Below are 26,528 nucleotides of genomic sequence, written 5' to 3' on the forward strand. Positions count from 1 at the left end.
ACTCGGTTGCAGGAGGACGGCACGAGATTGCGTAGTGCCTCACACGGAGCGCAAAAATCGGATAATCTTGAGATCGAGAGAAATTCTTGCCCGCAAAGGAGACCTCATGGCACGGATCATTTACACTCACACCGACGAAGCTCCCATGCTCGCCACCGCCTCCCTGCTGCCCATCATCGAAGGCTTCACGGCGCAGGCCGGCATCGACGTCGAGCTGCGCGATATCTCCCTGGCCGGCCGCATCATCGCCGCCCTGTCCGACTTCCTGCCCGCGGGCCAGCGCCAGTCCGACGCGCTCGCCGAGCTCGGTGAGCTGGCCAAGACCCCCGAGGCCAACATCATCAAACTGCCCAACATCTCCGCCTCGATCCCCCAGCTCAAGGCCGCGATCGCCGAGCTGCAGGCCGAGGGCTACGCGCTGCCCGACTACCCCGAGCCCCCCGCCACCGATGAGGAGCGCGAGATCCGCGCCCGTTACGACGCCGTCAAGGGCTCGGCCGTCAACCCCGTGTTGCGCGAGGGCAACTCCGACCGCCGCGCACCCCAGGCCGTGAAGAACTTCGCCAAGGCCCACCCGCACTCGATGAAGCCATGGTCGGCCGACTCCCGCACGCGGGTGGCCACGATGGACGCCGGCGACTTCCGCGCCAACGAGGTCAGCACGGTCATTTCCGGCGACGGCGCCGTGCAGATCGTGTTCGTGGGCGCGGGCGGGGAGCGCGTGCTGCGCGAGGTGCCCGTGACGGACGGCGAGGTTTTTGACGCCACGAAGATGGACGCCGCGGCGCTCCAGGAGTTCTTGGCCGGGACCGTGGCCGAGGCGAAGGACACCGGCGTGCTGTACTCCTTGCACATGAAGGCCACCATGATGAAGGTCTCCGACCCAATCATCTTCGGCCACGCCGTCGCCGCCTTCTTCCCCCAGACCTTCGCCGCCTACGGAAAGGCGCTTGCCGACGCCGGCCTGTCACCGAACGACGGCCTCGGTTCGGTGCTTGCCGGGCTCGACGCGCTGAAGAACGGCTCCGAGATCCGCGCCTCCTTCGAACGCGAGATGGCCGAGGGCCCGGGCCTGTCCATGGTTAACTCCGACCGTGGCATTACCAACCTCCACGTCCCCTCCGACGTGATCGTAGACGCCTCGATGCCGGCCATGATCCGCAACGGCGGCAAGGCGTGGGACAAGGATGGCAACACGGCCGACACCCTGGCCGTCATCCCTGATTCCAGCTACGCCGGGGCCTACGAGGCTGTGATCGAGGACTGCAAGGCCAACGGCGCTTTCGACCCGGCCACCATGGGCACCGTGCCAAACGTGGGCCTCATGGCGCAGAAGGCCGAGGAGTACGGCTCGCACGACAAGACGTTCGAGATCGCCGAGGCGGGCCACGTGGAGGTGCGCAAGGATGGTGAGGTGCTCCTGCGCGTTGAGGTGGGCGCGGGCGACATCTACCGCTCGTGCCAGACGAAGGACGCTCCGATCCGCGACTGGGTCTCGCTCGCCGTGCGTCGTGCCCGCCTGTCTGGGATGCCGGCCGTGTTCTGGCTCGACCCGGAGCGCGCCCACGACCGCACGATCCGCGCCAAGGTGGATGCCTACCTGCTCGAGGAGGACACCACCGGGCTCGACATCCGCGTCCTGTCGCCCATCGAGGCCACGCGCTTCACGCTCGAGCGCATCCGCAAGGGCGAGGACACGATTTCGGTGACCGGCAACGTGCTACGCGACTACCTCACCGACCTCTTCCCCATCATGGAGCTTGGCACGTCGGCCAAGATGCTGTCGGTGGTGCCGCTCATGGCCGGCGGTGGCCTGTTCGAGACAGGCGCGGGCGGTTCGGCGCCGAAGCACGTGGAGCAGCTCATCAACGAGATGCACCTGCGCTGGGATTCGCTCGGCGAGTTCCTGGCCCTGGCCGAGTCGCTACGCCAGCTCTCCCGCTTCGCCAACAACCCGCGGGCCGCCGTGCTCGCCGACGCGCTCGACCGCGCCACCGAAACCCTGCTCAATGAGGGCCGCTCGCCGCAGTACAAGACCGGCACGCCGGACACACGCTCCTCGCACGCCTGGCTCGCCATCTACTGGGCTGACGAGCTCGCCAAGGCCGACGACGACGTCGCCGCCACCTTCGCGCCCTTCGCCCGCCAGCTGGCCGAAAACGCGGAGACAATCGAGGCCGAGCTACTCGCCTCGCAGGGTCAGCACTCCGGGATCGAGGGCTACTACCACCCGGACAAGGCGCAGGTTGAGGCCGCGATGCGGCCCTCGGCCACGCTGAATGCCATCATCGACGCGATGCGGAAGTAGACCCCGCCTTCGCGTGCGTCCACCAGAAGAACATTCCAATCATCAGCCCGCCGCCCACGATGTTACCGAGCGTGACGGGGATGAGGTTATCGAGGAGGAATGACTGAACGGTGAGGGTGCCGGTGGCGCTCGGGTCCAGGCCGAGCGCCACCGGCCCTTCTGACGTCCAAAACTCCGGGCCGACCATGCGGCTGGTGGCGATCGCCATCGGGATGAGGAACATGTTCGCCACCGAGTGCTCGAAACCCGTGGCCACGAACAGCGCGATCGGAGCGAAGGCGGCCAGGATCTTGTCAGCCGTGGTCTTGCCCGTGTACGAGGCCCAGATCGCCAGGCACACGAGCATGTTGCACAGGATGCCGAGCACGAAGGCCTGGCCCCACGAGTGGGAAAGCTTACCCATTGCGGCACTCATCGCCACCGCGCCCCACGCACCCTCGCCCTGCATGTAGGTGCCCGAGGCCACAATGAGGGCGGCCAGCACCAGGGCGCCCGTGAAGTTGCCCAGGTACACGATCCCCCAGTGCTTAGCCCACTGCCCCGCCCTGATCCGGTGCTCGGTGAGCGGGATGAGAGTCATTGTGGTGGAGGTGAACAAGTCCGCACCCGTGAGGATCACCAGGATGAGGCCCACCGAGAACGACACCCCGCCCACCAGCTTCGTCAGCCCGTACCACTCGGCATGGACGGCACCCATCTGGGTGGTCGTGTAGAAGACGAAGCCGAGGCCGATGAGGAAGCCGGCCATGACCGCGAGCGCGAACGACTTCCGCGCCGGGGCTGTGGCCTTGTGGTACATCTGCTCGGCTAGGTAGGCGGCGGTTTCGTCGGCAGTGCGGGAAAGCGTGGACATGGTGACCTTTCGTTCGGCAAACTGCTTCACCATACCCTACGCAGGCGTAGGACCCCGCCGCATGCCCAGGTGTGGCTACCTGTCCGGCGCCAGCCCGACAGAAGTCGTGAAAATACCGGCTACCGATTGCCATAGGGACCTGGCAGCTCTCTCATTCACGAGTTGTGACGGGGCGCGCTGTTATTGGTAGGAAACGAAGTCTGGCCGCGGCTCGACCTGGTAGGTCTGCTCGGGGGTGAGCATGGGCGCGTCCTCGTCGTAGAAGTTCTTCCAGCCCCAGTGGGTGACGTTCGGTGCGTTGTCGAGGAGGGTTGTCCACGTGGCGGCCTTGGCCTCCTGCGCGCCTTGCCCGTCCACGTGGATGAGGTAGGCCAGCTCGGCGCGGGACTGGTCGAGCTGGTCGATATTGCGCAGCATCTGCACCTGGAACTGGTGCAGGATCAGGAGCTTTTGCGGCAGGGCGTTCTCGCGCACGAAGTCCGCCAGGTAGGTGGCCACCGCGTTGACCTCGGCCATGTCCACGTGCCCGATCCGAGTGAGGGGCAGCTCGTCGGGCGCAAGGCGCCACTCCGGGTCGAGTGCCACGCCCACGTTCGGGTAGGTCAGTAACTCCTCGTAGGCCTGGACCTGGCTGAGAAAGTCGGCGCGGCCCGGCTGGAAGTCGAGCACCACGTACTGGCCGGCGGCCTGCGCCGCCTCGATGAGCGGCTTGAAGCCCTCGGGGTCCCATTCGTTGGAGTAGTTGCCGTCGTCGCCCGGGCCGTCCGAGGCCACGGTCACGATGACTTCGAGCGCGCCGATCACCTGGTCGTCGGTGAGGGCGCGGTAGGGTGCCGCGGTTTCCTCCGCGCGGGCCACCGTCTCCTCCACGCTCTGCTCGCCGAGCACCCCCAGGGTGGTGGTGTACGGGGAACCGTAGAGTGCCACGTAGCGCTTGCCGCCGAAGATCAACTGCCCGCCGCCGGGGAGCTGCGCACCGGTCGAGGCGGCTGCGATCTGCCAGTCCAGATCCGGGTTTGCGGCGGCGAAGCTGGCCACCACGCCCTTGGCCTTGCCCAGCGCCTGGACAGTCTTGGCGGTCCCGCGCGGGTCGCCCTCCGACAGGAGCGCCTTGCCTCCCGCCGCCACCGACGTGCCGACCGCCGCCAGGTTCACCCCGTCGGTCAGCACCACCGAGCCGGGGGCGCGGGTGGCCGCCTCGACGTCGAGCGGCAGGTCCGACGCCGCTCCCGGATCCTCGTCATAAATGACGGTGCCGAGGGTGGTGAGTGCCTCCTCCACGCTCTCGCCGCCCGTGAGGTCGCCCACGTACGTGAGCCGGATGCCGAGCGCGTCCGCCGCCGCCTTCGCGCCGGGCCCAAGCGGCAGTTGCGTGCGCTCGCCCCACGTTGCGCTGTCCACGACGCCGTCCGTGAGCACCACCTGGACGCCCAGGCGGTCGAGCTCGCCGAGCACGGGCTCGGTGGGCTCACCGCCGCCAAGCGTCAGGGCGGGGACGCCGAGCGCCGCGGCATAGGAGGCGGCCGCCCATGAGTCCTCCGCCGTCACGATCGCCACCTGTGCCGAGGCAAACCCGGCCTGGGATGCCTCGATCGACGCGGCCAGCGACTCGGGATTCAAGACCACGCGCTCGAACGGCTGGGCCACCGCCACCGGCTGGAGCGCTGGAGGGGTGGCAGTCGGCGTCGTCGGAGAAGAATCACCGTGGCGCCCGATCGCGACCGTGACCAGGCCGGCGAGCACGAAAACCACCAGCGCCACGATCAACTTCTTCATGCCATCCCCCTTACTCCTCCCGGATCGTGCGCCCTACAGCGCGGCCGCGCGCGGCTCCACGCCCTCCGGGGAAAGGGTGACGTGGGCGGCGTCGCGCCCGTACACCCACAGCAGCACCTCGCCGGGTTCGCCCGTCACGGTCACCACACCGCCAGAGGCCGACCTCGGGTGGACGTCAAGCGTGAGGCGGCCCGGGATCCGCAGCTGCACCGGACGAGAGGCGCCGCGGAGCATCATCCGCCCCGCAATCATCGCCGCCTTCGTCAGCGTCGCCTGCTCGTGCTCACTCATCTTCCGCGCGGGAACCAGCGTGCCGTCCACCATCCACTGGCCGCGGCGCACGTCCTCGTGATGCACGAAATGCTCCGCCAGATTCATCCACCGATCCACGATACGCACAGGGCTGAACCGGCCCGGGCTCTCCGCCCACGCCTCCACCAGCTCCTCATACGGGCGGGCGAGCACCTGGGCCGTGACCGCATCCAGGTGGCCCTGCGCGGCCGAGACGAACATGCCTGCCGCCGCATCCGGGCGGTTCTCACGAACCCACAGGTGAGCCGCCAAATCGCGGGTGGTCCACCCCTCGCACAGCGTGGGGGCGTTCGGGCCCTGCTTGATGAGGAGGTCGGCGAGTCGGCGTCGTTCATCGTACGAAAAAGTCACGGTTCCAGCCTAAACCAGGGTGACGCGCACATGACCGGGAAGTTGGCCCGCGGCGATATTGCGGGCCCTGGCACTATGCGCGCGGCCGCACATGTAGGAGAATGGAGGCATGACAGAATACGAGCCCTATCAGTACTCCAACCCGGACTACTCCGAATCCCCGGTCGATCCCACCGACCGCTCCTGGGCGATGATCGCCCACCTGTCGGCCATCATCGCGTGGGTGGTCTCCGCCGGTTGGGTCTCCTTCATTGGCCCGATTGTCATCTGGTTCCTCAAGAGCGACCGGCCGTACGTGCGCCGCGCGGCCGCCCAGTCCTTCAACTTCAACCTCGGCATGTGGGTGATGTCGATCGTCGGCTGGATCCTCATCATCACGCTCCTGCTCCTGCCCGTGGGCGTCATCCTCGTGATCGCCAGCTTCCTGCTCACCCTGTGGCACCACATCCGGGCCACGATCGCGGCGTCGAACAACCAGTCCTACCACTACCCGTACCAGATCAAGATTCTCAACTAGGCCGCTGGCCGAGGCCGTAGGTCCGGACATGACCTTGGCTTCGGTCGCCGGTAGCCCTTGGCACCCGCCACCCGCGACCCTACGCGGGACGATTTCGGCCGCATCTTCGTATATGTGAAGATGCGGCCGAAATCGTCCCGTGAACGCCCGGGTCCGGGACTACTCCTCGGGCTCGTAGGGTGAACCCGGGCCCGGCATCCACTCGACGCCCGGCACGTTCCACTTCTCCGCCTTCATCACCTGCTGCACGCGTTTGGCGAGCTTACCCTGGAGGCGGTCTACGTAGATGCGGCCCTGCAGGTGGTCGTACTCGTGCTGGAGGATGCGGGCGAACCAGGCGCGCGCCTCGAGCTCGTACCACTCCCCCTTCTCGTTCTGCGCCCGAAGGAGCGCGTACGGCGAGCGCCGGATCGGGAAGGAGTAGCCGGGGAAGGATAGGCACCCTTCGGAGTCGGCGTACTTGTCGGGCTCGACGGTGTCGATCGGCTCGATGAGCAGCGTGGGATTGATGGCCACGCCGCGAGCGGGGCCGTCGTGCTCGTCGTAGACCCACACGAACATCGCCTTGTCCAGGCCGATCTGCGGGGCAGCGAGCCCCACCCCCGGGGCCTTGATGGTGGTTTCGTACATGTCCTCCACGAGCTGGGCGAGGTCGTCGTCGAACACGGTGACCGGTTCGGAGGCCTTGTGGAGCACGGGGGAACCATAAACGTGAATGGGATGAATCATGGGACTAGGTTACGCCATCCCCGCAGGCGTCCACTCATCCGCGACGCCTTTCTGACAGACGCGCGAGCAACTTGCCGTCGCCGATGTCACAGAAGCGTCGCCAACGCACGGGCTCCGGCGCGAAAGCCGGGCATCCGGAGGCGGCAACACCGGCAGACCGACCCGCCACAGTTATTGGAATTATTCCCATGTGAATTCACTGACAGAACTGTAAAACATTCCAATGCCGTGGTGGTTGTAGTTACGATGGTTACGACAGCAAGGGTGCCTGCAGTGCACCCTTTGCATATGCTGGCCCCCTTCTCACACACGTTAGAAGGAACATCATGCTTAAGGGCTTCAAGGATTTCATCTCGCGCGGTAACGTGCTCGACCTCGCAGTCGGCGTCATCATCGCTGGCGCTTTCTCCGCCATCGTCACCGCTCTCAACGAGCAGATCCTCATGCCGCTCATCGCCGCGATCTTCGGCAAGCCGAACTTTGACCACATCTGGACCATCAAAATCAACGGTGCCACCATCCTCCCCGGCACCCTCATCACCGCCACGGTGAACTTCCTCATCGTGGCCGCCGCGATCTACTTCTTCGTCATCGTGCCGATCAACAAGCTGAAGGCACCCGAGGCACCGGCCGAGGAGACCCCGGTCAAGACCGACGAGGCCGTGCTTCTCGAAGAGATCCGCGATCTCCTCGCCCGCCAGAACTAAGACGTCGACGCCGGAGCTCATCCCGGCTGGCACAAGGGGGGCGGCTGTCCGATCGGGCAGCCGCCCCCTTTCGCATGTGCCGAACCGGCCCTTACCCCTCTTGGGTGCGGACCTTGCCCCGGCTAAGGCCGAGGTAGCCGAAGAACCCGAGCAGGAGGGAGGCGATCACGCCGATGTTGCCGTACGCCCACACCGAATCCCGGCCGCCGACCAGGCCGAGCAGGTAGCCCTGCCAGTTGTTCCAAGCTGCATCCTCGGCGAACCCGTTGACCACGAGCCCCCAGCCGATCACGCACGCCACCACCATGAGGCCGAGCGAGGCCCAGTTGTAGGCGCCGTAACGGCCGGCGGGGTCGAAGAGGGCAGCTTCATCGTAGTCACGCTTGCGCAGGATGATGTCGGCCATCATGATGCCGGCCCAAGCGGCGAGCGGCACGCCCAGGGTAATGAGGAAGGACTGGAAGGGCCCGATGAAGTTGGGTGAGAAGAACACCACGAAAACGGTGCCGAGGGTGAGGATGACGCCGTCGATGAGGGCGGCGAGCGGCCTGGGGATGTGGATGCCGAGCGTGAGCAGGGTCAGGCCGGAGGAGTAGATGCCGTTGATCGCGCCGGAGAGCAGGGTGAGGATCGCGGTGATAAGGAACGGGATGAGGAACCAGGTGGGCAACACGCTGGCGAGCGCGCCGATCGGGTCGTTGCTGACGTTGACGGCAGCCTCGGGGTTGGACCCGGCGAAGAGCAGACCGAAGGTGATGAGCACGACTGGGCCGAGCGAGGCCCCGAAGGTGTTCCAGAAGATGATCTTGCCGCCGCTGGCGTCGCGCGACTGGTAGCGCGACCAGTCAGCGGCGATGTTGATCCAGCCCAGCCCGGTGCCGGTCATGACCATGGTCATCGCGCCGATCATTTGCGCCGGCGAGCCGCTGGGGATCTGCATGACGGCGCCAAAGTCGATGTGTGGGATGACGAGGAAAATGTAGACCATCGTGGTCAGCCCGGTGAGCCAGGTGAGCACGGACTGGACCTTCATGATGATGTGGTATCCGGCCACGGCGCCAAGCACAATGAGGACGGCGACGACGACGGACGCCCCCACCCGCACGCCCACCGAACCTTCCTCGGCCCAGCCGAGCCGGGTGAAGATGGTGGAGGTGGCGAGCACGGCGGTGATCGCGAGCATGGTCTCCCAGCCGATGGAGGTCAGCCATGACACGACGCCGGGGGCCTTCGCGCCCTTCACCCCGAACGCGGAGCGGGACATGACCATGGTGGGCACGGATCCTCGCTTGCCGCCGATGGCGATGATGCCGCAGAAGATGAAGGAGAGGATGACTCCAATGGTGGTGATCGCGGTGGCCTGCCAAAAGGAGATCCCGAAGTCGAAGATCCACGCGCCGTATGACATGCCAAACACGGAGACGTTGGAGGCGAACCACGGCATGAAGAGGTTGTGCGGTTTGGCGGTGCGCTCGGATTCCTTCACAATTTCGATGCCGACGACCTCAATCCCGAGGCCCTTCGTGTCGAGCGAGGCTGTGTCTTGTTGCGTCATATCAAACTCCATTCACAGGTTCTAGCGTGGATACCTGCGCCTCGTTTCTACCTCAGGTGCGGATCGGACGCAATCAATCTGTGGATTCCCAACCGTTTTGAGACAACCAGTCACGTGCGATGACCGATGCCATCTCTTCGCCTTCCACGGAGCGGACATTCATGTCGATGAGGGCCTCGGGCGTGAGGCGGGCCTGGATGGCGTTGATGACGCGGGCGGCGTCGGGGTCGAGCCGGGTGGAGGCGAGAGGCACGACGTGCGAGGCGAGGAACATGCCTTGCGGGTCGCTCAGTACCACAAGGTCGTTGATCTGGATCGCGGGGCTCGCGGAGAAGACGTTGGCGAGCTCGATCTGCCCGTCGAGCAGGGCCTTGACGGTGAGCGGGCCGCCCTTGTCTTCTATGGGGGTGAAGCCGACGTCGACCCCGTAATGCTTCTTTAGCCCCTTCGGCCCGTTGGGCCGGTTCTCGAACTCGGAGTTGGAGCCGACCGTGAGCGGCCCATCGTAGCTCGCAAGATCGGCGAGCGAAGTGATGCCGGTCTTCTCGGAAAATGTGCGCGAAACCACGTAGGAATCCTGGTCGGTGGCGCCAGCCTGGTCCAGGATCTGCAGGCCATGTGGCACGCGCTCGGTGAGCTCGGCGTAGATCCCCTCGGCGTCGGTCACCGTGTTGTTGGGGTTCCAGTACTGCAGCAACGGGCCGGAGTACTCGGGGAACAGGTCAATGCTGCCGCTCTCGACCTCGCCCAGGTACACCTCCCGCGCCCCGATCTTGAACTCGCGGGCCACGGTGAAACCGGCATTTTCGAGCGCCTGGGCGTAGACCTCGGCGATGATCTCGTTCGAATAATAGTCGGCCGACCCGATGACGATCGCGTCCCCCGGCCCGTCTCCTCCCCCAAGTGCCTCGGCTCCCCCACACCCGGCGAGGGTGAGCGCTAGCGCGACAACGCCTGCGCCCCTCCGTCCCCACGCGCGGCTTCCTGCCTTCCCGGCGCGGCCGGCGTCCTTGCGATGGTACATCAGTATTCCTCCCTGGTCCTAGGCGATCCCGACCCTACGCTCGGCGCGCTTGACGGCGAATCCCACCCCGAGGTCGAGGATGAGCGCGAGCACGATGACTACGATCGCGGCGCCCAGCACCTCCTCGTAGCGGCGGGTGGCCAGCCCGGAGAAGATGAAGCGGCCGAGGCCGGCGTCGGCGACGTAGGCGGCGAGCGTGGCGGTGGCGACCACCTGGACGATCGCCGAGCGGACACCACCCATGATGATCGGTGCGGCGAGCGGAAGTTCGACGTCGCACACCACCTGCCAGCCCGACATACCGAGCGCGTGAGCTGCCCGCACTGTCATCGGGTCGACGTTCGCAACCCCCGAATACGCGCCAGCGAGCAACGGCGGGATAGCGAGGACCACGAGCACGATCGTGGGCGCGGCCAGCCCGATGCCCAGCATGAGCCCGAGCAACGTGAGCAAGCCGAGGGTGGGGATGGCGCGCGCGGAGCCGGCGATCGCGGCCACGACGTTTTGCCCGCGACGCGTGTGCCCAATGGCGACGCCCGCGGGAAGGGCGAGCGCGGCCGCAATCAGCACGACGACGGCCACCAGGCCCACATGCTGGCCGAGGCGGTGCAGGATACCGGACGGCCCGGCCCAGGAGGCGGGGTCGGCGAGCCAGGCCAGCGAATCAAATAGCAGATCCACGCGCCACCTCCTTCGCACGAATCCTGGTCCACGGGAAGATCACGCGCCCGCCGAGCACGGTCGCCGCGTCGAGCGCGAGCGCCAGTGCTACGGTCAGCACCAGGCCCGTCAACACCTCGGGGATGATCCCGCGCTGGAAACCGTCGGTGAAGAGCGTGCCCAGACTCTGGCTGCCCACCACCGCGCCCACCGTCACCAGGCTGACCGTGTTCACGACAACGACGCGCAGCCCTGCCACGATCACCGGCCCGGCGAGCGGGAGCTCGACCGCCCAGAACCGCTGCCAGGTCGAATAGCCCATCGCGGTGCAGGCGCGCATCGTGTCAGCGGGGACGGCGGCGAAGGCGTCCGCCACCGTGCGCACGAGCAACGCCACCGCATACACGCTGAGCACGATCACCACCGTGAGCGAGGAGCGAATCGGCGCGCCCGTGATGACGGGGATGATGATGAACATGGGCAGGGACGGGATCGCATACAGGATGCCGATGAGGGCGACGATCGCCTCCCGGCCCAGGCGCCACCGGTTCGCCGCCCAGCCCACCGGCACCGAAATCACCAGGCTGAGCGCGAGCGCGGCCACCGCCAGCCACAGGTGGACGAGCGTCAGGTGCCCGATCCACGAAAGATTGGCCGAAATCCAGCTCATTCCAGGGTCCCTAGCAGGCGCCCGGTGCCGTCGCGGACCAGCCGCCCGTCGTCGTCGAGACACAGCCGCCGCGAGCCGTCGGTGATGCCGATGAAGGAGGCCACGAAGTCGGATGCGGGGTTAGTGAGCAGCTCGGCGGGCGCCCCACGCTGGGCGATGGAGCCGCCGTGAAGGATGACGACGTCGTCGGCAAGCGCGAGCGCCTCGTCGATGTCGTGCGTGACGAACAGGATCGTCTTGCCCAGCTCGCGCTGCAACCGGCGCACCTCCCCCTGCAGCTCGCGCCGCACGATCGGGTCGACCGCGCTGAAGGGCTCGTCCATGAGGAGGACGCTCGGGTCAGAAGCGAGGGCGCGGGCCACGCCCACGCGCTGGCGCTGCCCGCCCGAGAGCTGGGCCGGGTAGCGCCGGGCCAGGCTCGCGTCCAGGCCCATAATCTCCATGAGCTCCATCCCACGACGCCGCGCGTCGGCCTTGGTCGTGCCGTTCAAGAGCGGGACTACGCATATGTTGTCAAGGATCGTGCGATGCGGGAGCAGGCCGCCGGACTGCATGACGTAGCCAATCGAGCGGCGAAGCTTGACGGGATTGACGCCGGCCACGTCTTCGCCGTCGATGAGGATGCGGCCGGCGGTGGGCTCGATCATGCGGTTGACCATGCCCAACAGCGTGGTCTTGCCCGATCCCGAGGAGCCGACCAGCACCGTGGTCGAGCGGGCGGGAACGGTGAAGCTGACGTCGTTCACCGCTCGGGTATCGCCGTAGGTTTTGGTGACGGAGTCGAATTCAATCATGAGGTAAACCGGCCTTTGCGGGGCATGCGCCCGATGAACCGGATCGGGTCGAGGGGCGGGCGGTTGGATTCGCCGAGGCGCTGGCGGTGCGCGGAATCGATGTCGCCCACGTACAGCCAGCCCATGAGCAGCTCGCTATCGGCCAGACCGTGCGCCTCGCGCACCTGTTGCGCGTTCGCGAACGTGCCCGTGCGCCACATGACACCCCAGCCTGCCTGCCACAGTGCGAGCTCAAGCAGGTGGCCGACCCCGGCCGCCGTGGCGTGCTGCTCCCAGGTGGGCACCTTTTCATGCTCGACCGGACTGGCCACCAGCGCGATGAGCAGTTCGGCGCGGAACGGCTTGGGGTTGACCTCGCCCGACTCGCGCTCGATCCCCTGCGCCGCGTCAAGCGCGCGGGCCAGCGTCAGTCGGTCCTCCCCGCGCAGGAGGATGAGCCGCCACGGGCGCAACGCCTTGTGGTCGGCCACGTGCGTGACCGCCGCGAGCAACGTGGCGATCTCCTCGTCCGACGGCGTGTTCGGCCCAACCTTCGACACAGAGCGGCGGTGGGCGATCGCGTCCAAGACAGGATCATCGAGGAACTTCATGGCGAACTCCAAAGGTAGACACGTCTGGCGAGTCTACGTAGTGGCTGGTGGGTACCAGTAGGCGCATTAGCTGGCGGCGAAAACTCAGCCGACCGGCCGGCACTTGGCCGCACCTGCGAGCAAGATCTCGAGGTCCGCTTCGTCCGGGGTTGCCTGCGGGTCGTTGATGATCGCGTTGAGAGCATCGGCCGACAGCTTGTCATACGCGTAGTCGGCCACGCACTGCACCGACTCCTCGATCTGCGCCTGCACCTCGGGGTCATCCGCGCCACCCTGCTCCTCAAGCGCGGCGGTCGCGCCCGCGAGCAGCAGCTGCTCGAACTCCTCCTTCGAGGCCTTCGGATTGCCCTGCGAATCAACCTCAGGGGTGGCGGCCGCCGTGGGCTCCTCGGTCTCCGTTTCCTCCTCGGTCGGCTCCGACGTGGCCTCGGTGCTCTGCTCCACCTTCGGGCTCGCCGATTCGGTCTCCACGGTCTCCGGCTCGCTGTTTCCGCACGCGGCCAGGCCGAGCACCAGGGCGCATGCGAGTGCAATCTTCTTCATCTTTCCTCCATCGGCGGGTGGTCTCATACAACCACACCCGCCCCCACGGTTGCATCCGCCCGGATTTCGCTTGCCGCTGATCGCCGGCGGCATTGTCGCCTTGCCGGGGTCGCGACAGGACCGGCGACGCGGACGCGCGGGCGTGAGTCGCGGGTCGGATCGGTCCTCATCTGCACATATACAGCTCTTCGCAGTTAAGGGCGTTCGGTTAGGGCTCGCCGCGCCTGGCGCCGATAATTCGCGCCGCCGGCGAAATCTCTGCCCGGTACCGGCTACGCCCGTCACAACTCGTGAACCTGAAGACGGCCTAGCACCTACAGCAATCGGTAGCCGGTATATTCACCAGTTCTGTCGGTCGGGACCCGGAACAAGCCACGCGGCGTGGCCTAGAGCGGCTTGACCATGATCAGACAAGGCGAGTCCTCGCCCCACAGATCCGTCTCCTCGAGCGCAAGGAAGCCGAACTTCTCGTAGAAGTGGCGCGTTCGGGCGTAGCCGGCATCGGCGTGGGAAGCACCGAGCGTTTTGACCTCGAGGAGGCGGACGCCACAGCCAATCGCGTCGGCCTCGATGGCCGCCAGCATCGCCGTCCCAACGCCGGTACCATGCACCTCCCGGTCGACGACCATGAGGTGGATCTCCGCGACATGGGGGAAATGACGATCGACGAGCGTGATGCCCACGACCCGCCCCGCTAAGTCGCGGACGGACCAAGTCTCCTTCGAGCGAGCCGCCGCGATGTACTCGGCATTGGCCGCCTCTATCCCGAACCATTCGGGGACGGTGGCGAGAATCCGGGCGACGTCTTCGGGAAGGGGCTGATCACGCGTGGCGAGCCAAGGAACACTACTCATGGTCACCAGTTAACACCCCATGGGTGGGCCCCTGCTAGAACCGACTCTTCTGGCACTCCACGGGCGGCGGTTTGGCGGCGTCAGACCCGAACTAGCGCGGGAAGCGCCGACAAAGATCAGGACCCTGTAGCTTTTCGTTCGCATTTTGGCCCTTTTTGGGCTCAGAGTCCTGACGTTTGACGGGCTGCGAGCCTGCCCGCGCCCACCAAGCACATGGCCATGGCCCCGGAGCGCCACACCATGATCCACTTCGAAGACGAGGTGAAAGCCCGCGCCATGGACTTCGGCAAGATGTTCGCCCGCCAACCCTGGGCCGAACCATTCGACTACGAGCTGCGCGGCATGTTCATCGAGTACCAGCTTGAGACGAAGAAAAACGTGACGAGCTTCTGGATGCCAAAGGAGCAGTAAAGCCTGGGCCGTCCGCCAAACCGAGGCTGACACACCACGTTAGAGGAGCTCGTGACGACGGCGGCGACTCACCCCGCGCTTGCGCTCCTCCAACTGGAACATTTGTTGCAGTAATTGTTCCAGTACTTTCCAGTTCTTTCCCGTTAGTCCCTCGGCAGCCATACAGACATGGTCGTTATGTCCCGCGGGTGATGGGCGTGATCTTATCCAACTCGTCCGCGAGCGCATCCATCTCGATCTCCAAATCGTAATGCGACTGCAGATTGATCCAGAACTGTGCACTCATTCCGAAATACCGTCCCAGGCGCAAGGCCGTATCGGCAGTAATGCGCCGCTTGCCGTGAACAATCTCGTTGATCCGGCGCGGAGGAACCCCGATCTCCACGGCTAGCTTGTTCTGTGTGATCCCCATCGGCCCAATGAACTCTTCCAAGAGGACTTCACCGGGCGAGATCGGCGAAATCTTCTTCCCCATCATTCACCCCTCCTAGTGATAATCGACGATCTCCAGTTCACTCGGACCCATGAAAGTCCAAACGAAGCAGATTTGCCACTGATTGTTGATTCTTATGCTGAACTGGCCAGCCCGGTCCCCCTTGAGGGCCTCGAGCCGATTTCCGGGCGGAATCTTCAATTCGTTGAGATCCACCACCGAATCGAGTAAGCGCAGTTTTTGCAGCGCTTGCCGGTTCAACCGGAAATCGAGCCACCTTACCGGCTGTCGCAGGTAGAGCGCCTCGGTATCCCGGTCAGCGAAAGAAATGATCACAAGCCAAGCGCATAACGCTCCGCGTTAATAACGCCAGTCGTTATATGCAGGAGCTACGGCCCCAGGCGGATCTACACGTTGAACATAAACTCCACGGTATGTAGTTGCAAAGTTACTTTCTCGAGAACCTCGCCGCCCACGTCGCTCCCGCGTTGGGCGGCAGCCGAACCACAAAGGATCAGTCATCTGCTATCCCATCGACTAATTCTTGCAGGTCGCAGGACCTTCGCGTAACTGTCAGTTCAGCGCATTTTGAATAGTTCAGCACACGATGTATTGTTAAGCACATGCTGACCATTGCTTCACGCCTCGACGTCATGAACCGGCTCGGCCGGGCCATGGCGGATCCGACGCGCTCCAGAATCCTGATGACACTACTCGACGGCCCGAGCTACCCGGCCGTGCTTTCGCGCGACCTGGACCTGACCCGCTCGAACGTCTCGAACCACCTGACCTGCCTGCGCGACTGCGGCATCGTCGTCGCCGAGCCGGAGGGCCGCAAGACACGCTACGAAATCGCCGATCCGCACCTCGCGGCAGCGCTCAACGCGCTGGTGAACGCGACGTTGGCTGTCGACGAAAACGCCCCGTGCATCGACCCTGAATGCTCGGTGCCCGGCTGCGGCGAGAAGGGAGCGGACGCATGAGCTCGGCGTGTGGATGCGCACACGAACCCGCCAAAGAGATCGAAGAACTCGATCGGCCATGGTGGAAGGACCCCGAGTTGCTACTGCCGATCTTCTCCGGCGTAGCCCTCGGCATAGGCCTGGCGCTGGACTGGTCCGGGATAGAGACACCCGCGACAGTACTGTTCTGGGTCGGCCTGCTGCTAGGGGCGTATACGTTCGCGCCCGGCGCGATCCGAAACCTTGTCACGAAGCGCAAGCTCGGCATTGGTTTGCTGATGACGATCAGCGCGGTCGGCGCGGTAATCCTCGGTTACGTCGGAGAGGCCGCGGCGCTAGCGTTCCTGTACTCGATCGCCGAGGCGCTGGAAGACAAGGCAATGGACCGGGCACAGGGCGGACTGCGGGCACTGTTGAAGTTGGTACCTCAGACCGCGACGGTGCTGCGCGACGGCACGTCGGTCAAGGTCGCAGCGAAGGACCTCGTGGCTGGCGAACTGATGCTCGTGCGCCCCGGAGAGCGGATCGCCACGGACGGCATCATTCGGTCTGGACGTTCCAGCCTTGACACCTCAGCGATCACCGGAGAATCCATTCCGGAGGAGGTTGCACCCGGCGACGAGGCGCCCGCGGGTGCGATCAACTCCGCCGGTGTGCTGGAAGTAGAGACGACCGCAGCTGGAACGGACAACTCGCTGACCACACTCGTCGACCTCGTCGAGCAGGCGCAGGCGGAGAAGGGTGACCGCGCCCGGATCGCCGACCGAATTGCCCAACCCCTAGTGCCCGGGGTGATGATCCTGGCGGTGCTGGTCGGCGTGATCGGCTCGCTGCTGGGTGACCCAGAGACTTGGATCACCCGTGCGCTGGTGGTCCTGGTCGCAGCGTCGCCGTGCGCGCTGGCAATCTCCGTGCCGCTGACGGTCGTGGCCGCGATCGGCGCGGCCAGCCAGTTCGGCGTGGTCATCAAGTCCGGCGCGGCGTTCGAGCGACTCGGCGGCATCCGTCACCTAGCGGTGGACAAGACCGGAACCCTTACCCGCAACCAGCCCGAGGTTAACGGAGTGGTCCCGGCAGAGGGATTCGATCGGGCTCAGGTGCTTGCTTTCGCTGCGGCAGTTGAGCAGCAATCGACGCACCCCCTCGCCGCGGCGATCGCGGCAGCGGAGCCCGAAGCACCCGCCGCCCTGGACATCAGCGAGGAAGCCGGACATGGCATCGGCGGCACCGTCGAAGGCCGACGCCTGCTGGTCGGCAGCCCCCGGTGGATCGACGCCGGGCCACTGAAGGGAGACGTTGAGCGCATGGAATCCGAAGGCCAGACCTGCGTCCTGGTCACCGTCGATGACACCCTCGCCGGAGCGATCGGCGTCCGCGACGAGCTGCGGCCCGAGGTGCCCGAAGCCGTGCAGACCCTGCGCGCCAACGATGTGGAAGTGAGCATGCTCACCGGCGACAACACTCGTACCGCCCGGGCGCTGGCTGAAATCGCCGGAATCGACGACGTGCGCGCCGAGCTGCGCCCGGAGGACAAGGCAAGCATCGTAGCCGAACTCTCCTCCAAGACGCCGACGGCGATGATCGGCGACGGCATCAACGACGCGCCGGCACTGGCGGGCGCAACGGTGGGCATTGCGATGGGAGCAACCGGCTCTGACGCCGCGATCGAGTCCGCTGACGTCGCCTTCACTGGCCACGACCTCCGGCTGATCCCGCAGGCGCTGCAGCACGCCCGCCGAGGCAGCAGGATCATCAACCAAAACATCGTGCTGTCTCTGGCTATCATTATCGTGTTGATGCCACTGGCGATCAGCGGTGTGCTGGGCCTGGCCGCCGTCGTGTTGGTTCACGAAGTCGCCGAAGTCATCGTGATCTTGAACGGCCTGCGGGCTGCACGAGCGAAACGCTGAGGCTGTGACCGGCAAGTCTTATAAGAGTTAAACCACGCGCCGAGCGCACACACGTTGGACCAGGCGAGTCATTCGAGTTCACCACCTGGTCTTTCTCGATGCGTGCAGGCACGGGAACTGTGGGTGAACCTAATAGTTCAACGGCCCGATACCGCTTGCAGATTCTGCACTCGAGGTAGCGGAATGAACCGAGGCCGAACGAAAACCGGAGATAGAGACAGCGCTCTTCAACCTACCCCCCAATAACGCGAAACGTCATTAACGCTCCGCGTTACACGTTAAATTTGAACTCCACCGTGTTAACCCCTATAAATTAATCTGCCAGCAGCGACGAAGCCAATTTTGCGAAGGCTCTAACTGCACCGGCACTGTCAATCTTGTCTAATTGGGCTGCAGATACCAGTTGAGGATCTGTAAGAGCTGCTTTGACCTGCTCATAATCGTTGGCAAGGACGATTAGGGAGCGATCGTGCATGAAGTTAGAGAACCGGATTTGATGAACGTCGATGTGTTCGCCCAGTTCTGGGTCGCGTGGAACGATCACCGGCTGGAAACCGCGCCGTAGCCATTCCATCATTAGGGAAGGTCCGCCTGGTAAAACCACACCTTTAAGTTTCCCGGCGAGGGCAGCCATTTCTTGGTGGCTGAGATTCTCGCGCCCGGTCGCTTCCTTCGGAGGTCGAGAAGTTCCATATTGCACCAGAACCGAAGCGTCCGGATTTTCGCGAGCAAAACGATCCGCCATCTGGATTAAACGGTCAAAAGACATATGGTGGGTGCCCACCATGAACAGGTAGTCGGCTTGCAGTTCGCGCTTACTGTTTTCGCTCATACTGGTGGTTTCACTCATAGTAGCGGTCCGATCACCGTGGCACGCGGATAAAGTTTCAGCTGTTCAGGCTATTGCACTGCGAAGCGATCTGCCAGGCGGTAACAGATTCTACCTGATAGAGAGGGGATCTCTATCCGATCGAAAACCTCAATATAGATAGTGGGAATCTTCATTAGACGCGCTAGGGCAATGAAAACCGTCCCCAAAGAGGCACCTGCAGACACCACTAATTCGGGGCGAGCCGAACGTAAAAGCTTCCAAGCTAAATGCAGCGAACGGAATACGTCACGTAAGTTGCGGTCAGGCGAATGCTCTGCCCACACGACCTTTTGATCGGCTAGCAGCGAGGTGGCATCGGGAGTTTTAAAAGTGACCCATAGGGTTTGCTGCTGCTCCCACCAGGGTTTAAGAGTATATAGCTGGGCTAAATGTCCCCCGGATGAACCCGCAAAAAGCACTTTAGCCATGTCGCTTATCCACTTTCACCCGGGCAGCATTTTCACATGCCGCAACTAGTTTCGCGGTTTCCGGGTCTGCGGAAAATATCTCTTCATTAGGACGCGGACCAGATAGCACCCCGTCGGCCACCCCTTTTACTCCCAGGCGCAACATTTTTTTCTTGTGCTCACTGACCTGCCACATTCTAAACCAGCGCACCAACATGGAACCTCCGTAAAGGATCCGATCCATGGTGAGCAGTCCTCGTGAACGCAATAGGAACCAAATTTTATTGCGAGTCTCGTAATAAAAGCGATCCCCAGGATCATCAGTAGCGGAGGCGGCCGCGCGGGTTTTGTGCACCACCACCGAGGCAGGTACGTACAATCCAATCCGGTTTTTCAGTAACCGGGCGGTATATTCCAGGTCGTCGTTCCAGATAAAGTAATCCGCAATCGGCAGTCCAATCTTGCGCACCTGTGCCACCTCTACCAGTATTGATACGAAGGAGGCAGCGCGCACTTGACGCAGTCCTAGACGTCGGGCGATTTGTTTGCGGTCGGGTGATATTAGCGGCCTTTCCCGATGGGCATTCATGGGATGCTCGCTACCGTCGATCCACTGTGCCTGTGACGCCAGCAGCGCTGGGGAACCAGGATAACGCTGACCGGCCTCGAGCAGCTGCGCTAACGCATCTGGTGTAGGAATGGTGTCGTCATCCATAATCCAAATAAAATCGTGATTTTCCAGCTCTTTATAAGCCAGAGCGTGTGCGATCCCGGCGCAAAATCCGCCCGCGCCACCGGTATTTTCTGAAAGCTCGATTACACGGTCCACTACCGGGTGCTGCTGGGCAAGACGTGAAGAGTCATCGGTTGAGGCGTTATCAACCACGATTACCCGCTGAACTGGTCTGGTCTGCGTAGCGATTGCGTCCAGACATTCGCGAAGCAGTTTAGCGCGGTTATAAGCTACTACCACCGCAAATACCTGACGTTGAAGCGTCCTGGGTTTTGTTCCGCTTCTTATATGGGGGTCAGCTCGGCTGCCCGGTGTTGATTGTAGCTGGTGATGGCCTCCTCAGGGGTGGTGTAGTCCAGGGCCTCGTGTAGGCGCTCGTTGTTCCACCAATGGACCCAGTTCAGGGTTGCCCATTCGACTTCGGTACATGACCTCCAGGTTTGGGAGTAGATCAGCTCGGCCTTGTAAAGCCCGTTGACGGTCTCGGCTAGGGCATTGTCGTAGGAATCGCCAACGCTGCCGGTTGAGGGTTTGATTCCGTAGTCAGTGAGTTTCTCGCTGTAGGTGATGCTCGTGTACTGAGATCCATGATCAAAATGGTGAACAAGATTGGATAGGTCTTGTCTGGCGTTCATGATTGCCTGCTCGAGCGCCTCCAACGGTAACGTCTCTGTTGTCATCGAGGTCCGGGTCGCCCAGACAACGATCTTACGACTGAAAACATCGGTGACGAAGGCCGTGTAGACGAACCCGGACAGGGTACGGACATAGGTGATATCGGCGACCCACAACCGGTTCGGACCCACAGCCTTGAACTGCCGCTGTACTAAGTCCGGGCGAGTATCGAAAACTGGTGCTGGCCGAGTTGTCACAGGTCTACGTCCGCGACGTATCCCACTAATTCCAGCGATTTTCATGAGCCGAGCCACCTGGTCACGGCCAATATCCCAGCCGGCACGCCTAGCTGCGTGCCAGAGCTTACGCACACCATAAACACTGAAGTTCTTCTGGTGAATCTCACGTAGTACTTCAATCAGGATCTGGTCTCGTATGCTCCTGGTGCTCGCAGGCCGGCTCTTAGCGGCCCGGTACCCCCGAGGAGTGATAAACCCTCCTTCAAGGTGTTCGCAAAGGACCCGGCACACGAACTCGACTGAGTAGTGATCGCGGTAGTGGTCAATGAAAGCGATCATTAACTCCCGGGGTGGTCGAGTTCTCGTGCGAAAAAAGCCGAAGCAAGCTTCAAAATCTCATTCGCCCTACGCAGCTGCGCATTCTCGCGTTTGAGTCGTTTGATTTCCTCATGCTCTTCACGCGCAAGCCCCTGCCCCTCACCCGTGGCAACCAAATACTGCTCATACCAGCGGCTCAGTGACTCGTTTGCGATCCCCAGTTTCGGCGCGATCTCACGCACTGCCTGCCAGTAAGAAGACGAGCCATCACCAGCTAAGCGATCCACGAGCATGCGCACCGCACGGTCCTTAAACTCTTGTGAATACCTCTTCGGCATGTTCCAATCCTCTCAAAAACAGGTAGGAACAAAACCCAGTACACTTCACTAACCCCAGCAACACAATTTGTCCTATAACCCTATTCCTCTCAAAACGAATGCGGTTCTGTTCAAATTTAAACCAACTGGCTCGAAGTGGCATCACGAACCCGGCTGACGGAGTATGCCAAACACAACTATGTTCATTTACTGTTCCTTGGCTAGGTTGTGTTCATTAATGCAAGTTCTAGATTTCTAGATCTAAACATCTCTCTTAAAAGGACCACATTTCGGTAGAGTCTTGGCTATGACGGGTTCCGGATCACAAATCGAATTCCTCTCTGATGGCGAAGGCCTCATTATCTTCAGTCAGGATGAGGATTTAGAAGAGTTCGATAACTGTGATGGGTTTTCCGTTTCAAAGGTTTCTCCCCAAGTCCTATTTCGCGCTCAGAATGTTTTCTCCACATTCAGCGAATTTCAAGTGCGCTCAAGCCGCTACGTGAAACTCAGCCCGGAGTCGGCGAAGCTTATGAGGCAACGCGTCACCAAAGGGCCCGTGAGAGGAGCGTTTCGGCGCGGTGATTTCAATCTTGCCGGAAACCCGGGTCAGTTTTTTCGAAAAATTGAGATACGAAGTACTGGCACCTTGGCCCCGGCATTCGCGACTGCGGGAGCTAGCGTAATCGCACAAGCAGCTATCGAGGCAGCGATAGCTGAAATCAAAGATTATCTCGAGACCATCGACGCAAAGCTCGACGCGCTTCTGCGACAGAGCAAAGTGGAATCTTTGGGAGAACTCGAAGGCATCTCGAATGCTCTCAAAGAAGTTGAAGATTACTACCGAACAAATAACAGTGTTTCAGCAACCAAATGGTTAACGATCAGTCACCTAGGCGCCTCCCTCCACACCATGGAAACGACCGCGCTTGAGCAGATATCGAGTTTGGTGGAACAACTGGCGGCAAGCCAAGGTGACTCGAAGAAAACAGCCAAATCCTTCCAGAGCCTAGATGAGAACCTTTCATTCTGGCTCGGTAATCTTGGCTGGAGTATTTGGCTACATGACCGGTTTTATGTCTTGGAGATCGCACACGCACAAGAATTCGAACCCGACCACTTCGACGGCTACCACGCTTCAATCCAAAGAACACGTCAGGAAAGAATCGAATCTGTAACCTGTCGGTTACTGAGAATGAACGATTCTATTCGTGCCACTGCGAACTTGGGGAACAGTGTTTGGGCCACGCATTACCAACGAGCTAGAAAGATAATCGAAGCAGCTAACAGGGCAGAAAACTCAATTCAGCGTTTTGCCCTTCACGTTAATCTCAGCTTTGAAGAAAAAAGCGAACTTCAAATACGGGGGTGGAAAGAGTCTGTATCGGGTTTTGTAGGCGACTCTGTACAAGCAGTCAACCAAAGCCGCCAGAGAGGTGTGGAGCAGATACAAAAGACTGGTGAACGGTTGCGCACGCACCGCGAGGATAGGACTCTGGCGAAGGCGGACAAGATTAGGGCTCGGCGAAATGCGAATAATAACCCGCCAGATTCCCCTTGATCTGCACCATTGCAGGTGCCTGCCGTCAACTGGCCGCTTTTCTTGGTTACGCGAGTTTTCGGGCACGCACCAGCTCGTCATAGGGATGCTTTGAGTTTGCGCCTCGTTCAATGACTTCATATTTCTCAATCGTCCACTTTGGCGACAGATTTTCGAGGGCTTCACGCGCACTCATCACCTTCGAAAAGTCCGGGCCGTGTCCGCGTGGCTTATCCGGGTCAGGCATGTGATGGACGAACAGGAGCGTTCCGCCTGGTTTAACGAGCGAACAAAGATGTCTAAAGAGGTCAGAATTCTTCTGAATCACGGGGTAGAATGCGCTCACTAGGTCATATTCCCCACTAACTTCGCGAGCGTCAGCGACAATCCACTGCACTTTCACTGAGGCCTTGTGAGCCGCAGTCTCGGCTCGGTCTATAGCAATCTGTGAAATGTCTACGGCACTCACCTGCCAGCCTTGCTGGGCCAGCCAGATCGCGTCTGCCCCCTCGCCCGCCCCAACATCGAGGACGGTACCTGGCTTCATGTCTTCAATTTCTCTGCGTAGGAGAGCGTTGACTTTACCGCTCCACAGGCGCCCTTCCGAGGCGTAACGTGCATTCCATTCCTGCGCTTCAGTACTCACGCGAATAAGGTTATCGAAATCCGCACCCTATAACGCTAGCCAGCACCCTAAATAAAATTCAACGCGAAATAACGTTAGATATAGATGCTGATGAAAATGCCGTAATAAGCCAAGTTATCAAGGGATGCGAAAACAAAACTCCACTTATATTCACCGACACCGAAGGCAAGGTGCAATTATTCCAATCGAAAGTGTCGGATACGTGCAGTACAATTCAGGGAACACTAGACGCGTCGGATTTGGATTCTATTTCAGCACGCCTTTGGTTATCGTGTATATCTGATCGGCAAAGCTAGATGTGTCCGAATCGTGTGTAACCACTATCACCGCGGCACCGTCATCAGTAGCTGATCGCAACAAATTCATTACCAATCCGGTAGACTCCTCATCTAGATCTCCCGTGGGCTCGTCTGCTAAGACCACCTCAGGGATGTTTATCAATGTGCGCGCAATTATTACACGGCGCGTCTCACCCCCAGATAGTTCCCTCGGGTAAACCTCGCTTAGGCCCTCAATCTGCAAAGCTTTCATTAGTGATTCAGCCCGCGCATTGACGTCGTAAGGTTTTTCTATACCCCGTTCTTTAGCGATCAACGCCGGTAACAAAATATTTTCACGAACGTTAAGACTAGCGATAAGAGTTTCCTGTTGCGTAGCATATCCAATTCTGCTGCCACGCAAAGTCGAAAGCTCAGAATCATCCAAGTCACCTAAAAGCTGGCCGCATATGCGCACCTGCCCTCTAGTTGGTTGCAGCAATCCAGCAAGCATATTAAGCAAGGTGCTCTTCCCATTGCCGGATCTGCCCTGAATCATTACCATCTGCCCGCTACTAACCTGTAAATTTGCCTCTTCCACAGCGTTAAAATAGCTTCCACGCCGGTAAAACTCGCGGGTTAATCCACTGGCTTGCACAACGACAGAATTCGCCATGTCCCCTCCCTTTACCTCGCCGCACGCAAAGTCAAATAAGTCTCATTTTTCAAGGTTTTACCAGCAGCTATTATCGCTGCGAGTATAGAAATGAGCAGGGCTCCGATTACACAGCAAGCAACTATTACAGACGCTGTTGCAAAACTTATATCAACATAGGGAAGCTCCAACTTGGCACGTATAAGATTGGCAAAGGGATACATTATTACCTCCCCTAATACGCCACCAATCAATCCACCACCCAAGCCGATGAAAAAGCACTCTTTCCCTAGCATAAACATGAGGTTCTTACGAGTCGCTCCCATTATTCGTAATGATGCCAATTCTTTTTTACGTTCACCTACGGATGTGGCCACAACTGCTACCAAAACTATCAGGCCAACCAACCAAAACATTGCAACTATCAACCAAATGTAACCGATTATAGTTATTGTATTAGCCTTTACTTGCGATGCCATTCCCGCAGAGGAAACTACACCCACATGTTGCATTTTATTGGCCAAAGCATCCCCTACGGCTTCTGCCGGATAGTTCGGATCAACTTTTACCAAGATAGACGAAATTGCTCTACCGTTTGGAGGGTTGTGAATATACTCCACTTGCGAAGAATATTTAAACATTTTCTCCACTGTGTTTTGATTTACGAACACAACGGTGTCATACGAAGTTCCTGTGCGCGCTAACTTAGCAGCAACATGCCAAAACTCATTAAAAAGACGCACCTGCCCATTTGGGTCAGCAAACACGTCAGCGCCTACTATAACTTCGTCATCTTTAAGCTCACCAGCATACTCAGTAGCTATCCACGGTTGCACTACAAAGTCGGTTTTTGGGTTGAATCCAATGATCTGTACATCCACCGCGCAACAGCCAGCATCAAGTGAGGTCAAGTAGGTTTCAGGGGTTGCAGCTTTAACTCCCTCTACCTTACGTACCTCTTCCAATATAGAGTCATCGTTAAAATAAAATTTTTCTTTGGATTTACCAAGTAGAAAGCTTTCGGCTGCCTGCTGGTGTTCGTTTGGAAACACAATCAGATCAGCCCCCATGCGTTCCTCCATAGCAGAAAACCCTCGGCTAAGAGCTAATGACATGAAGGTACCGGAGAAAAAAATAACACTTAAAACAATTACTGTGATTGAAAGACCTAACGTGCGTCCCGAGTAATATTTAAGATTTTCCTGTGGAAGCTTTCGTAGCCCGACACCTACCGACGAACTTTTTCCTGCCATGGAACAACCCTTCTTGAGTGCCTATTTACAGTGTTTACGCACTTTTATTTCGCGATCTTTTCACTACGGCAGTCAAACCATATAGCCACAAGCGCACACAGCAACGCCAAAACGCTCACTATTACGAGAGTTGGCAACATTACCTGCCTGCAATGCATGGTTGGCATATCACATACGCCTATGAGCAACGTAACCACTAATATTTCCAATACCGCAGTGGCTGCTACTGAGATATTTAGGCCAATGCGTGTTGGAGCCTTTACTAAGAAGTTAATAAGACCCAGTACGGCTATCATAGCGCCAATACCGAGCGAGGCTTTAGCGCTCCAGTGACAAGCCATCATCGGATGGTCACCATGAATTGGACAAGGCTGAGCGATTGTCATAGGCGCTATCGCTATCATCGTTCCAAAAAGAACTGCTGGGATTCCAGCGATATATTTGTTTTTCATGTGTCTCTTACTTCTACTTCAGTGTCGATTAGAAACGCATTGTGCGAGTCTAAGGCTTCACCCGTCGCGAGCCAAGGCTATAATAACCTGTTAGGTGGGCTTGCCCGCTTGTTGTTGACGGTTTCGTTGTGTAGTTCATGCCGCGAGGTCCAGTCCGGCGTGGAGTTCGTATTCGACCGGGCTTTGGTAGCCGATCGCTGAATGGATTCGTTTGTGGTTATAGAATCCCTCGATCCAGGTGGCAACGCCTTCGTAGACCTCTTCAC

Annotated in this window: 30 protein-coding genes; 7 read left to right on the plus strand and 23 right to left on the minus strand. The window is 60.8% G+C overall.

The genetic code is table 11. The annotated features are described in order from the left end of the window. Nucleotides 1-106 precede the first annotated feature (106 nt). Complete coding sequence (locus AQZ59_RS05540) at nt 107-2,308, plus strand: NADP-dependent isocitrate dehydrogenase (protein WP_062613677.1); 2,202 nt, start codon at nt 107-109, stop codon at nt 2,306-2,308. Here the strand turns inward: AQZ59_RS05540 and focA are convergent. From focA to AQZ59_RS05555, 3 genes are all read right to left on the minus strand, one after another. Continuing rightward, nucleotides 2,286-3,194 (minus strand): formate transporter FocA, encoded by a 909-nt coding sequence (focA, locus tag AQZ59_RS05545; RefSeq protein ID WP_201783159.1) that lies wholly within the window; start codon nt 3,192-3,194, stop codon nt 2,286-2,288. The genes AQZ59_RS05540 and focA overlap by 23 nt on opposite strands. Before the next feature lie 147 nt (nt 3,195-3,341). After that, nucleotides 3,342-4,937, minus strand: a complete 1,596-nt coding sequence (locus tag AQZ59_RS05550; protein ID WP_062613678.1) for a hypothetical protein — start codon at nt 4,935-4,937, stop codon at nt 3,342-3,344. Nucleotides 4,938-4,970: 33 nt separating this feature from the next. Then, on the minus strand, nt 4,971-5,600 hold the full coding sequence (locus AQZ59_RS05555) for a TIGR03085 family metal-binding protein (protein WP_062613679.1): 630 nt from the start codon (nt 5,598-5,600) through the stop codon (nt 4,971-4,973). 109 nt (nt 5,601-5,709) lie between these two features. On the opposite strand from AQZ59_RS05555, the gene AQZ59_RS05560 reads away from it, so the two are divergent. Next, the gene (locus AQZ59_RS05560) at nt 5,710-6,117 is read left to right on the plus strand and encodes a DUF4870 domain-containing protein (RefSeq protein ID WP_062613680.1); all 408 of its coding nucleotides are present in this window, start codon (nt 5,710-5,712) and stop codon (nt 6,115-6,117) included. A 159-nt stretch (nt 6,118-6,276) separates the two neighbouring features. On the opposite strand, the gene def is transcribed toward AQZ59_RS05560, so the two are convergent. Continuing rightward, entirely contained in the window at nt 6,277-6,846 is a 570-nt protein-coding gene (def, locus tag AQZ59_RS05565; protein ID WP_062613681.1) for a peptide deformylase, read from the minus strand. A 326-nt stretch (nt 6,847-7,172) separates the two neighbouring features. On the opposite strand from def, the gene mscL reads away from it, so the two are divergent. After that, nucleotides 7,173-7,553 carry a large conductance mechanosensitive channel protein MscL gene (mscL, locus tag AQZ59_RS05570; protein WP_062613682.1) on the plus strand — a complete coding sequence of 127 codons (381 nt, stop codon included), beginning with the start codon at nt 7,173-7,175 and terminating at the stop codon, nt 7,551-7,553. A gap of 91 nt (nt 7,554-7,644) precedes the next feature. Here mscL and AQZ59_RS05575 read toward each other — a convergent pair whose 3' ends face one another. From AQZ59_RS05575 to AQZ59_RS05610, 8 genes are all read right to left on the minus strand, one after another. After that, a complete protein-coding gene (locus tag AQZ59_RS05575; protein WP_062613707.1) occupies nt 7,645-9,108 on the minus strand; it encodes a purine-cytosine permease family protein in 1,464 nt (487 codons plus the stop codon). A gap of 73 nt (nt 9,109-9,181) precedes the next feature. Then, a complete protein-coding gene (locus AQZ59_RS05580; protein WP_062613683.1) occupies nt 9,182-10,132 on the minus strand; it encodes an ABC transporter substrate-binding protein in 951 nt (316 codons plus the stop codon). 18 nt (nt 10,133-10,150) lie between these two features. Beyond that, nucleotides 10,151-10,813, minus strand: a complete 663-nt coding sequence (locus tag AQZ59_RS05585; RefSeq protein ID WP_062613684.1) for an ABC transporter permease — start codon at nt 10,811-10,813, stop codon at nt 10,151-10,153. Next, entirely contained in the window at nt 10,797-11,462 is a 666-nt protein-coding gene (locus tag AQZ59_RS05590; protein ID WP_062613685.1) for an ABC transporter permease, read from the minus strand. The genes AQZ59_RS05585 and AQZ59_RS05590 overlap by 17 nt, the downstream gene beginning before the upstream one ends. After that, on the minus strand, nt 11,459-12,256 hold the full coding sequence (locus AQZ59_RS05595; protein ID WP_062613686.1) for an ABC transporter ATP-binding protein: 798 nt from the start codon (nt 12,254-12,256) through the stop codon (nt 11,459-11,461). The genes AQZ59_RS05590 and AQZ59_RS05595 overlap by 4 nt, the downstream gene beginning before the upstream one ends. Beyond that, nucleotides 12,253-12,846, minus strand: coding sequence for a nitroreductase family protein (locus AQZ59_RS05600; protein ID WP_062613687.1), 594 nt, complete (start codon nt 12,844-12,846; stop codon nt 12,253-12,255). Before AQZ59_RS05600 ends, AQZ59_RS05595 begins: the two co-directional genes overlap by 4 nt. 84 nt (nt 12,847-12,930) lie before the next feature. Beyond that, on the minus strand, nt 12,931-13,389 hold the full coding sequence (locus AQZ59_RS05605; RefSeq protein WP_062613688.1) for a putative periplasmic lipoprotein: 459 nt from the start codon (nt 13,387-13,389) through the stop codon (nt 12,931-12,933). A gap of 386 nt (nt 13,390-13,775) precedes the next feature. Further along, nucleotides 13,776-14,243 (minus strand): GNAT family N-acetyltransferase, encoded by a 468-nt coding sequence (locus AQZ59_RS05610; RefSeq protein ID WP_062613708.1) that lies wholly within the window; start codon nt 14,241-14,243, stop codon nt 13,776-13,778. 213 nt (nt 14,244-14,456) lie between these two features. Between AQZ59_RS05610 and AQZ59_RS05615 the strand changes: the two genes are divergently transcribed. Next, on the plus strand, nt 14,457-14,654 hold the full coding sequence (locus tag AQZ59_RS05615) for a hypothetical protein (protein WP_179853707.1): 198 nt from the start codon (nt 14,457-14,459) through the stop codon (nt 14,652-14,654). Nucleotides 14,655-14,829: 175 nt separating this feature from the next. Here AQZ59_RS05615 and AQZ59_RS05620 read toward each other — a convergent pair whose 3' ends face one another. Together AQZ59_RS05620 and AQZ59_RS05625 are read right to left on the minus strand one after the other, a co-directional pair. Continuing rightward, nucleotides 14,830-15,129 (minus strand): HigA family addiction module antitoxin, encoded by a 300-nt coding sequence (locus AQZ59_RS05620; protein ID WP_101923791.1) that lies wholly within the window; start codon nt 15,127-15,129, stop codon nt 14,830-14,832. 12 nt (nt 15,130-15,141) lie between these two features. Next, nucleotides 15,142-15,423, minus strand: coding sequence for a type II toxin-antitoxin system RelE/ParE family toxin (locus AQZ59_RS05625; RefSeq protein ID WP_062613690.1), 282 nt, complete (start codon nt 15,421-15,423; stop codon nt 15,142-15,144). 287 nt (nt 15,424-15,710) lie between these two features. Here AQZ59_RS05625 and cmtR point away from each other — a divergent pair, with 287 nt between their 5' ends. Both cmtR and AQZ59_RS05635 read left to right on the plus strand, forming a co-directional pair. After that, complete coding sequence (gene cmtR, locus AQZ59_RS05630) at nt 15,711-16,070, plus strand: Cd(II)/Pb(II)-sensing metalloregulatory transcriptional regulator CmtR (RefSeq protein ID WP_034662574.1); 360 nt, start codon at nt 15,711-15,713, stop codon at nt 16,068-16,070. Beyond that, the gene (locus tag AQZ59_RS05635; protein ID WP_062613691.1) at nt 16,067-17,959 is read left to right on the plus strand and encodes a heavy metal translocating P-type ATPase; all 1,893 of its coding nucleotides are present in this window, start codon (nt 16,067-16,069) and stop codon (nt 17,957-17,959) included. Before cmtR ends, AQZ59_RS05635 begins: the two co-directional genes overlap by 4 nt. A gap of 313 nt (nt 17,960-18,272) precedes the next feature. On the opposite strand, the gene AQZ59_RS05640 is transcribed toward AQZ59_RS05635, so the two are convergent. The 4 genes from AQZ59_RS05640 to AQZ59_RS05645 form a co-directional block, all read right to left on the minus strand. Beyond that, entirely contained in the window at nt 18,273-18,809 is a 537-nt protein-coding gene (locus AQZ59_RS05640; RefSeq protein ID WP_148132171.1) for a hypothetical protein, read from the minus strand. A 50-nt stretch (nt 18,810-18,859) separates the two neighbouring features. Beyond that, complete coding sequence (locus tag AQZ59_RS09155) at nt 18,860-19,258, minus strand: glycosyltransferase family protein (RefSeq protein WP_082661182.1); 399 nt, start codon at nt 19,256-19,258, stop codon at nt 18,860-18,862. Beyond that, entirely contained in the window at nt 19,251-20,210 is a 960-nt protein-coding gene (locus tag AQZ59_RS09160) for a glycosyltransferase family 2 protein (protein WP_201783160.1), read from the minus strand. Before AQZ59_RS09160 ends, AQZ59_RS09155 begins: the two co-directional genes overlap by 8 nt. A gap of 44 nt (nt 20,211-20,254) precedes the next feature. Beyond that, nucleotides 20,255-21,480, minus strand: a protein-coding gene (locus tag AQZ59_RS05645) for an IS3 family transposase (RefSeq protein ID WP_148132165.1) whose coding sequence is annotated in 2 segments (ribosomal slippage) — nt 20,255-21,201 and nt 21,201-21,480 — 1,227 coding nt in all. Because the reading frame shifts where the segments join, the coding sequence is not laid out codon by codon here. 286 nt (nt 21,481-21,766) lie between these two features. Here AQZ59_RS05645 and AQZ59_RS09405 point away from each other — a divergent pair. Continuing rightward, a complete protein-coding gene (locus AQZ59_RS09405; protein ID WP_148132164.1) occupies nt 21,767-23,020 on the plus strand; it encodes a hypothetical protein in 1,254 nt (417 codons plus the stop codon). Nucleotides 23,021-23,066: 46 nt separating this feature from the next. Here the strand turns inward: AQZ59_RS09405 and AQZ59_RS05655 are convergent, their stop codons facing one another. From AQZ59_RS05655 to AQZ59_RS09835, 5 genes are all read right to left on the minus strand, one after another. After that, the gene (locus tag AQZ59_RS05655; protein WP_160326874.1) at nt 23,067-23,645 is read right to left on the minus strand and encodes a class I SAM-dependent methyltransferase; all 579 of its coding nucleotides are present in this window, start codon (nt 23,643-23,645) and stop codon (nt 23,067-23,069) included. Between the two features lie 246 nt (nt 23,646-23,891). After that, on the minus strand, nt 23,892-24,578 hold the full coding sequence (locus tag AQZ59_RS05660) for an ABC transporter ATP-binding protein (protein ID WP_062613696.1): 687 nt from the start codon (nt 24,576-24,578) through the stop codon (nt 23,892-23,894). Nucleotides 24,579-24,589: 11 nt separating this feature from the next. Next, nucleotides 24,590-25,810, minus strand: coding sequence for an ABC transporter permease (locus AQZ59_RS09165; protein ID WP_082661185.1), 1,221 nt, complete (start codon nt 25,808-25,810; stop codon nt 24,590-24,592). A gap of 44 nt (nt 25,811-25,854) precedes the next feature. Beyond that, nucleotides 25,855-26,262 (minus strand): DUF4418 family protein, encoded by a 408-nt coding sequence (locus AQZ59_RS09170; protein ID WP_034509278.1) that lies wholly within the window; start codon nt 26,260-26,262, stop codon nt 25,855-25,857. 135 nt (nt 26,263-26,397) lie between these two features. Next, nucleotides 26,398-26,528, minus strand: a 131-nt coding sequence (locus tag AQZ59_RS09835) for an IS3 family transposase (RefSeq protein ID WP_330218614.1), incomplete at its 5' end; no start/stop codon positions are given.

Origin of the sequence: Trueperella bernardiae (assembly GCF_001469025.1) — a bacterium.
In the GTDB taxonomy this organism is placed as follows: domain Bacteria; phylum Actinomycetota; class Actinomycetes; order Actinomycetales; family Actinomycetaceae; genus Trueperella; species Trueperella bernardiae.

What these genes read in the sequence shown, in the direction of transcription:
- AQZ59_RS05550 (WP_062613678.1), bottom strand. Translation starts at nt 4,937, where the DNA reads ATGAAGAAGTTGATCGTGGCGCTGGTGGTTTTCGTGCTCGCCGGCCTG.
- AQZ59_RS05575 (WP_062613707.1), bottom strand. Translation starts at nt 9,108, where the DNA reads ATGACGCAACAAGACACAGCCTCGCTCGACACGAAGGGCCTCGGGATT.
- focA (WP_201783159.1), bottom strand. Translation starts at nt 3,194, where the DNA reads ATGGTGAAGCAGTTTGCCGAACGAAAGGTCACCATGTCCACGCTTTCC.
- AQZ59_RS05590 (WP_062613685.1), bottom strand. Translation starts at nt 11,462, where the DNA reads ATGAGCTGGATTTCGGCCAATCTTTCGTGGATCGGGCACCTGACGCTC.
- AQZ59_RS09405 (WP_148132164.1), top strand. Translation starts at nt 21,767, where the DNA reads ATGACGGGTTCCGGATCACAAATCGAATTCCTCTCTGATGGCGAAGGC.
- AQZ59_RS09165 (WP_082661185.1), bottom strand. Translation starts at nt 25,810, where the DNA reads ATGGCAGGAAAAAGTTCGTCGGTAGGTGTCGGGCTACGAAAGCTTCCA.
- AQZ59_RS05540 (WP_062613677.1), top strand. Translation starts at nt 107, where the DNA reads ATGGCACGGATCATTTACACTCACACCGACGAAGCTCCCATGCTCGCC.
- def (WP_062613681.1), bottom strand. Translation starts at nt 6,846, where the DNA reads ATGATTCATCCCATTCACGTTTATGGTTCCCCCGTGCTCCACAAGGCC.
- AQZ59_RS05595 (WP_062613686.1), bottom strand. Translation starts at nt 12,256, where the DNA reads ATGATTGAATTCGACTCCGTCACCAAAACCTACGGCGATACCCGAGCG.
- mscL (WP_062613682.1), top strand. Translation starts at nt 7,173, where the DNA reads ATGCTTAAGGGCTTCAAGGATTTCATCTCGCGCGGTAACGTGCTCGAC.
- AQZ59_RS09170 (WP_034509278.1), bottom strand. Translation starts at nt 26,262, where the DNA reads ATGAAAAACAAATATATCGCTGGAATCCCAGCAGTTCTTTTTGGAACG.
- AQZ59_RS05605 (WP_062613688.1), bottom strand. Translation starts at nt 13,389, where the DNA reads ATGAAGAAGATTGCACTCGCATGCGCCCTGGTGCTCGGCCTGGCCGCG.
- AQZ59_RS05660 (WP_062613696.1), bottom strand. Translation starts at nt 24,578, where the DNA reads ATGGCGAATTCTGTCGTTGTGCAAGCCAGTGGATTAACCCGCGAGTTT.
- AQZ59_RS05580 (WP_062613683.1), bottom strand. Translation starts at nt 10,132, where the DNA reads ATGTACCATCGCAAGGACGCCGGCCGCGCCGGGAAGGCAGGAAGCCGC.
- AQZ59_RS05610 (WP_062613708.1), bottom strand. Translation starts at nt 14,243, where the DNA reads ATGAGTAGTGTTCCTTGGCTCGCCACGCGTGATCAGCCCCTTCCCGAA.
- AQZ59_RS05560 (WP_062613680.1), top strand. Translation starts at nt 5,710, where the DNA reads ATGACAGAATACGAGCCCTATCAGTACTCCAACCCGGACTACTCCGAA.
- AQZ59_RS09155 (WP_082661182.1), bottom strand. Translation starts at nt 19,258, where the DNA reads ATGGCTAAAGTGCTTTTTGCGGGTTCATCCGGGGGACATTTAGCCCAG.
- AQZ59_RS05640 (WP_148132171.1), bottom strand. Translation starts at nt 18,809, where the DNA reads ATGAGTGAAACCACCAGTATGAGCGAAAACAGTAAGCGCGAACTGCAA.
- AQZ59_RS05635 (WP_062613691.1), top strand. Translation starts at nt 16,067, where the DNA reads ATGAGCTCGGCGTGTGGATGCGCACACGAACCCGCCAAAGAGATCGAA.
- AQZ59_RS05600 (WP_062613687.1), bottom strand. Translation starts at nt 12,846, where the DNA reads ATGAAGTTCCTCGATGATCCTGTCTTGGACGCGATCGCCCACCGCCGC.
- AQZ59_RS05620 (WP_101923791.1), bottom strand. Translation starts at nt 15,129, where the DNA reads ATGGGGAAGAAGATTTCGCCGATCTCGCCCGGTGAAGTCCTCTTGGAA.
- AQZ59_RS05615 (WP_179853707.1), top strand. Translation starts at nt 14,457, where the DNA reads ATGGCCATGGCCCCGGAGCGCCACACCATGATCCACTTCGAAGACGAG.
- cmtR (WP_034662574.1), top strand. Translation starts at nt 15,711, where the DNA reads ATGCTGACCATTGCTTCACGCCTCGACGTCATGAACCGGCTCGGCCGG.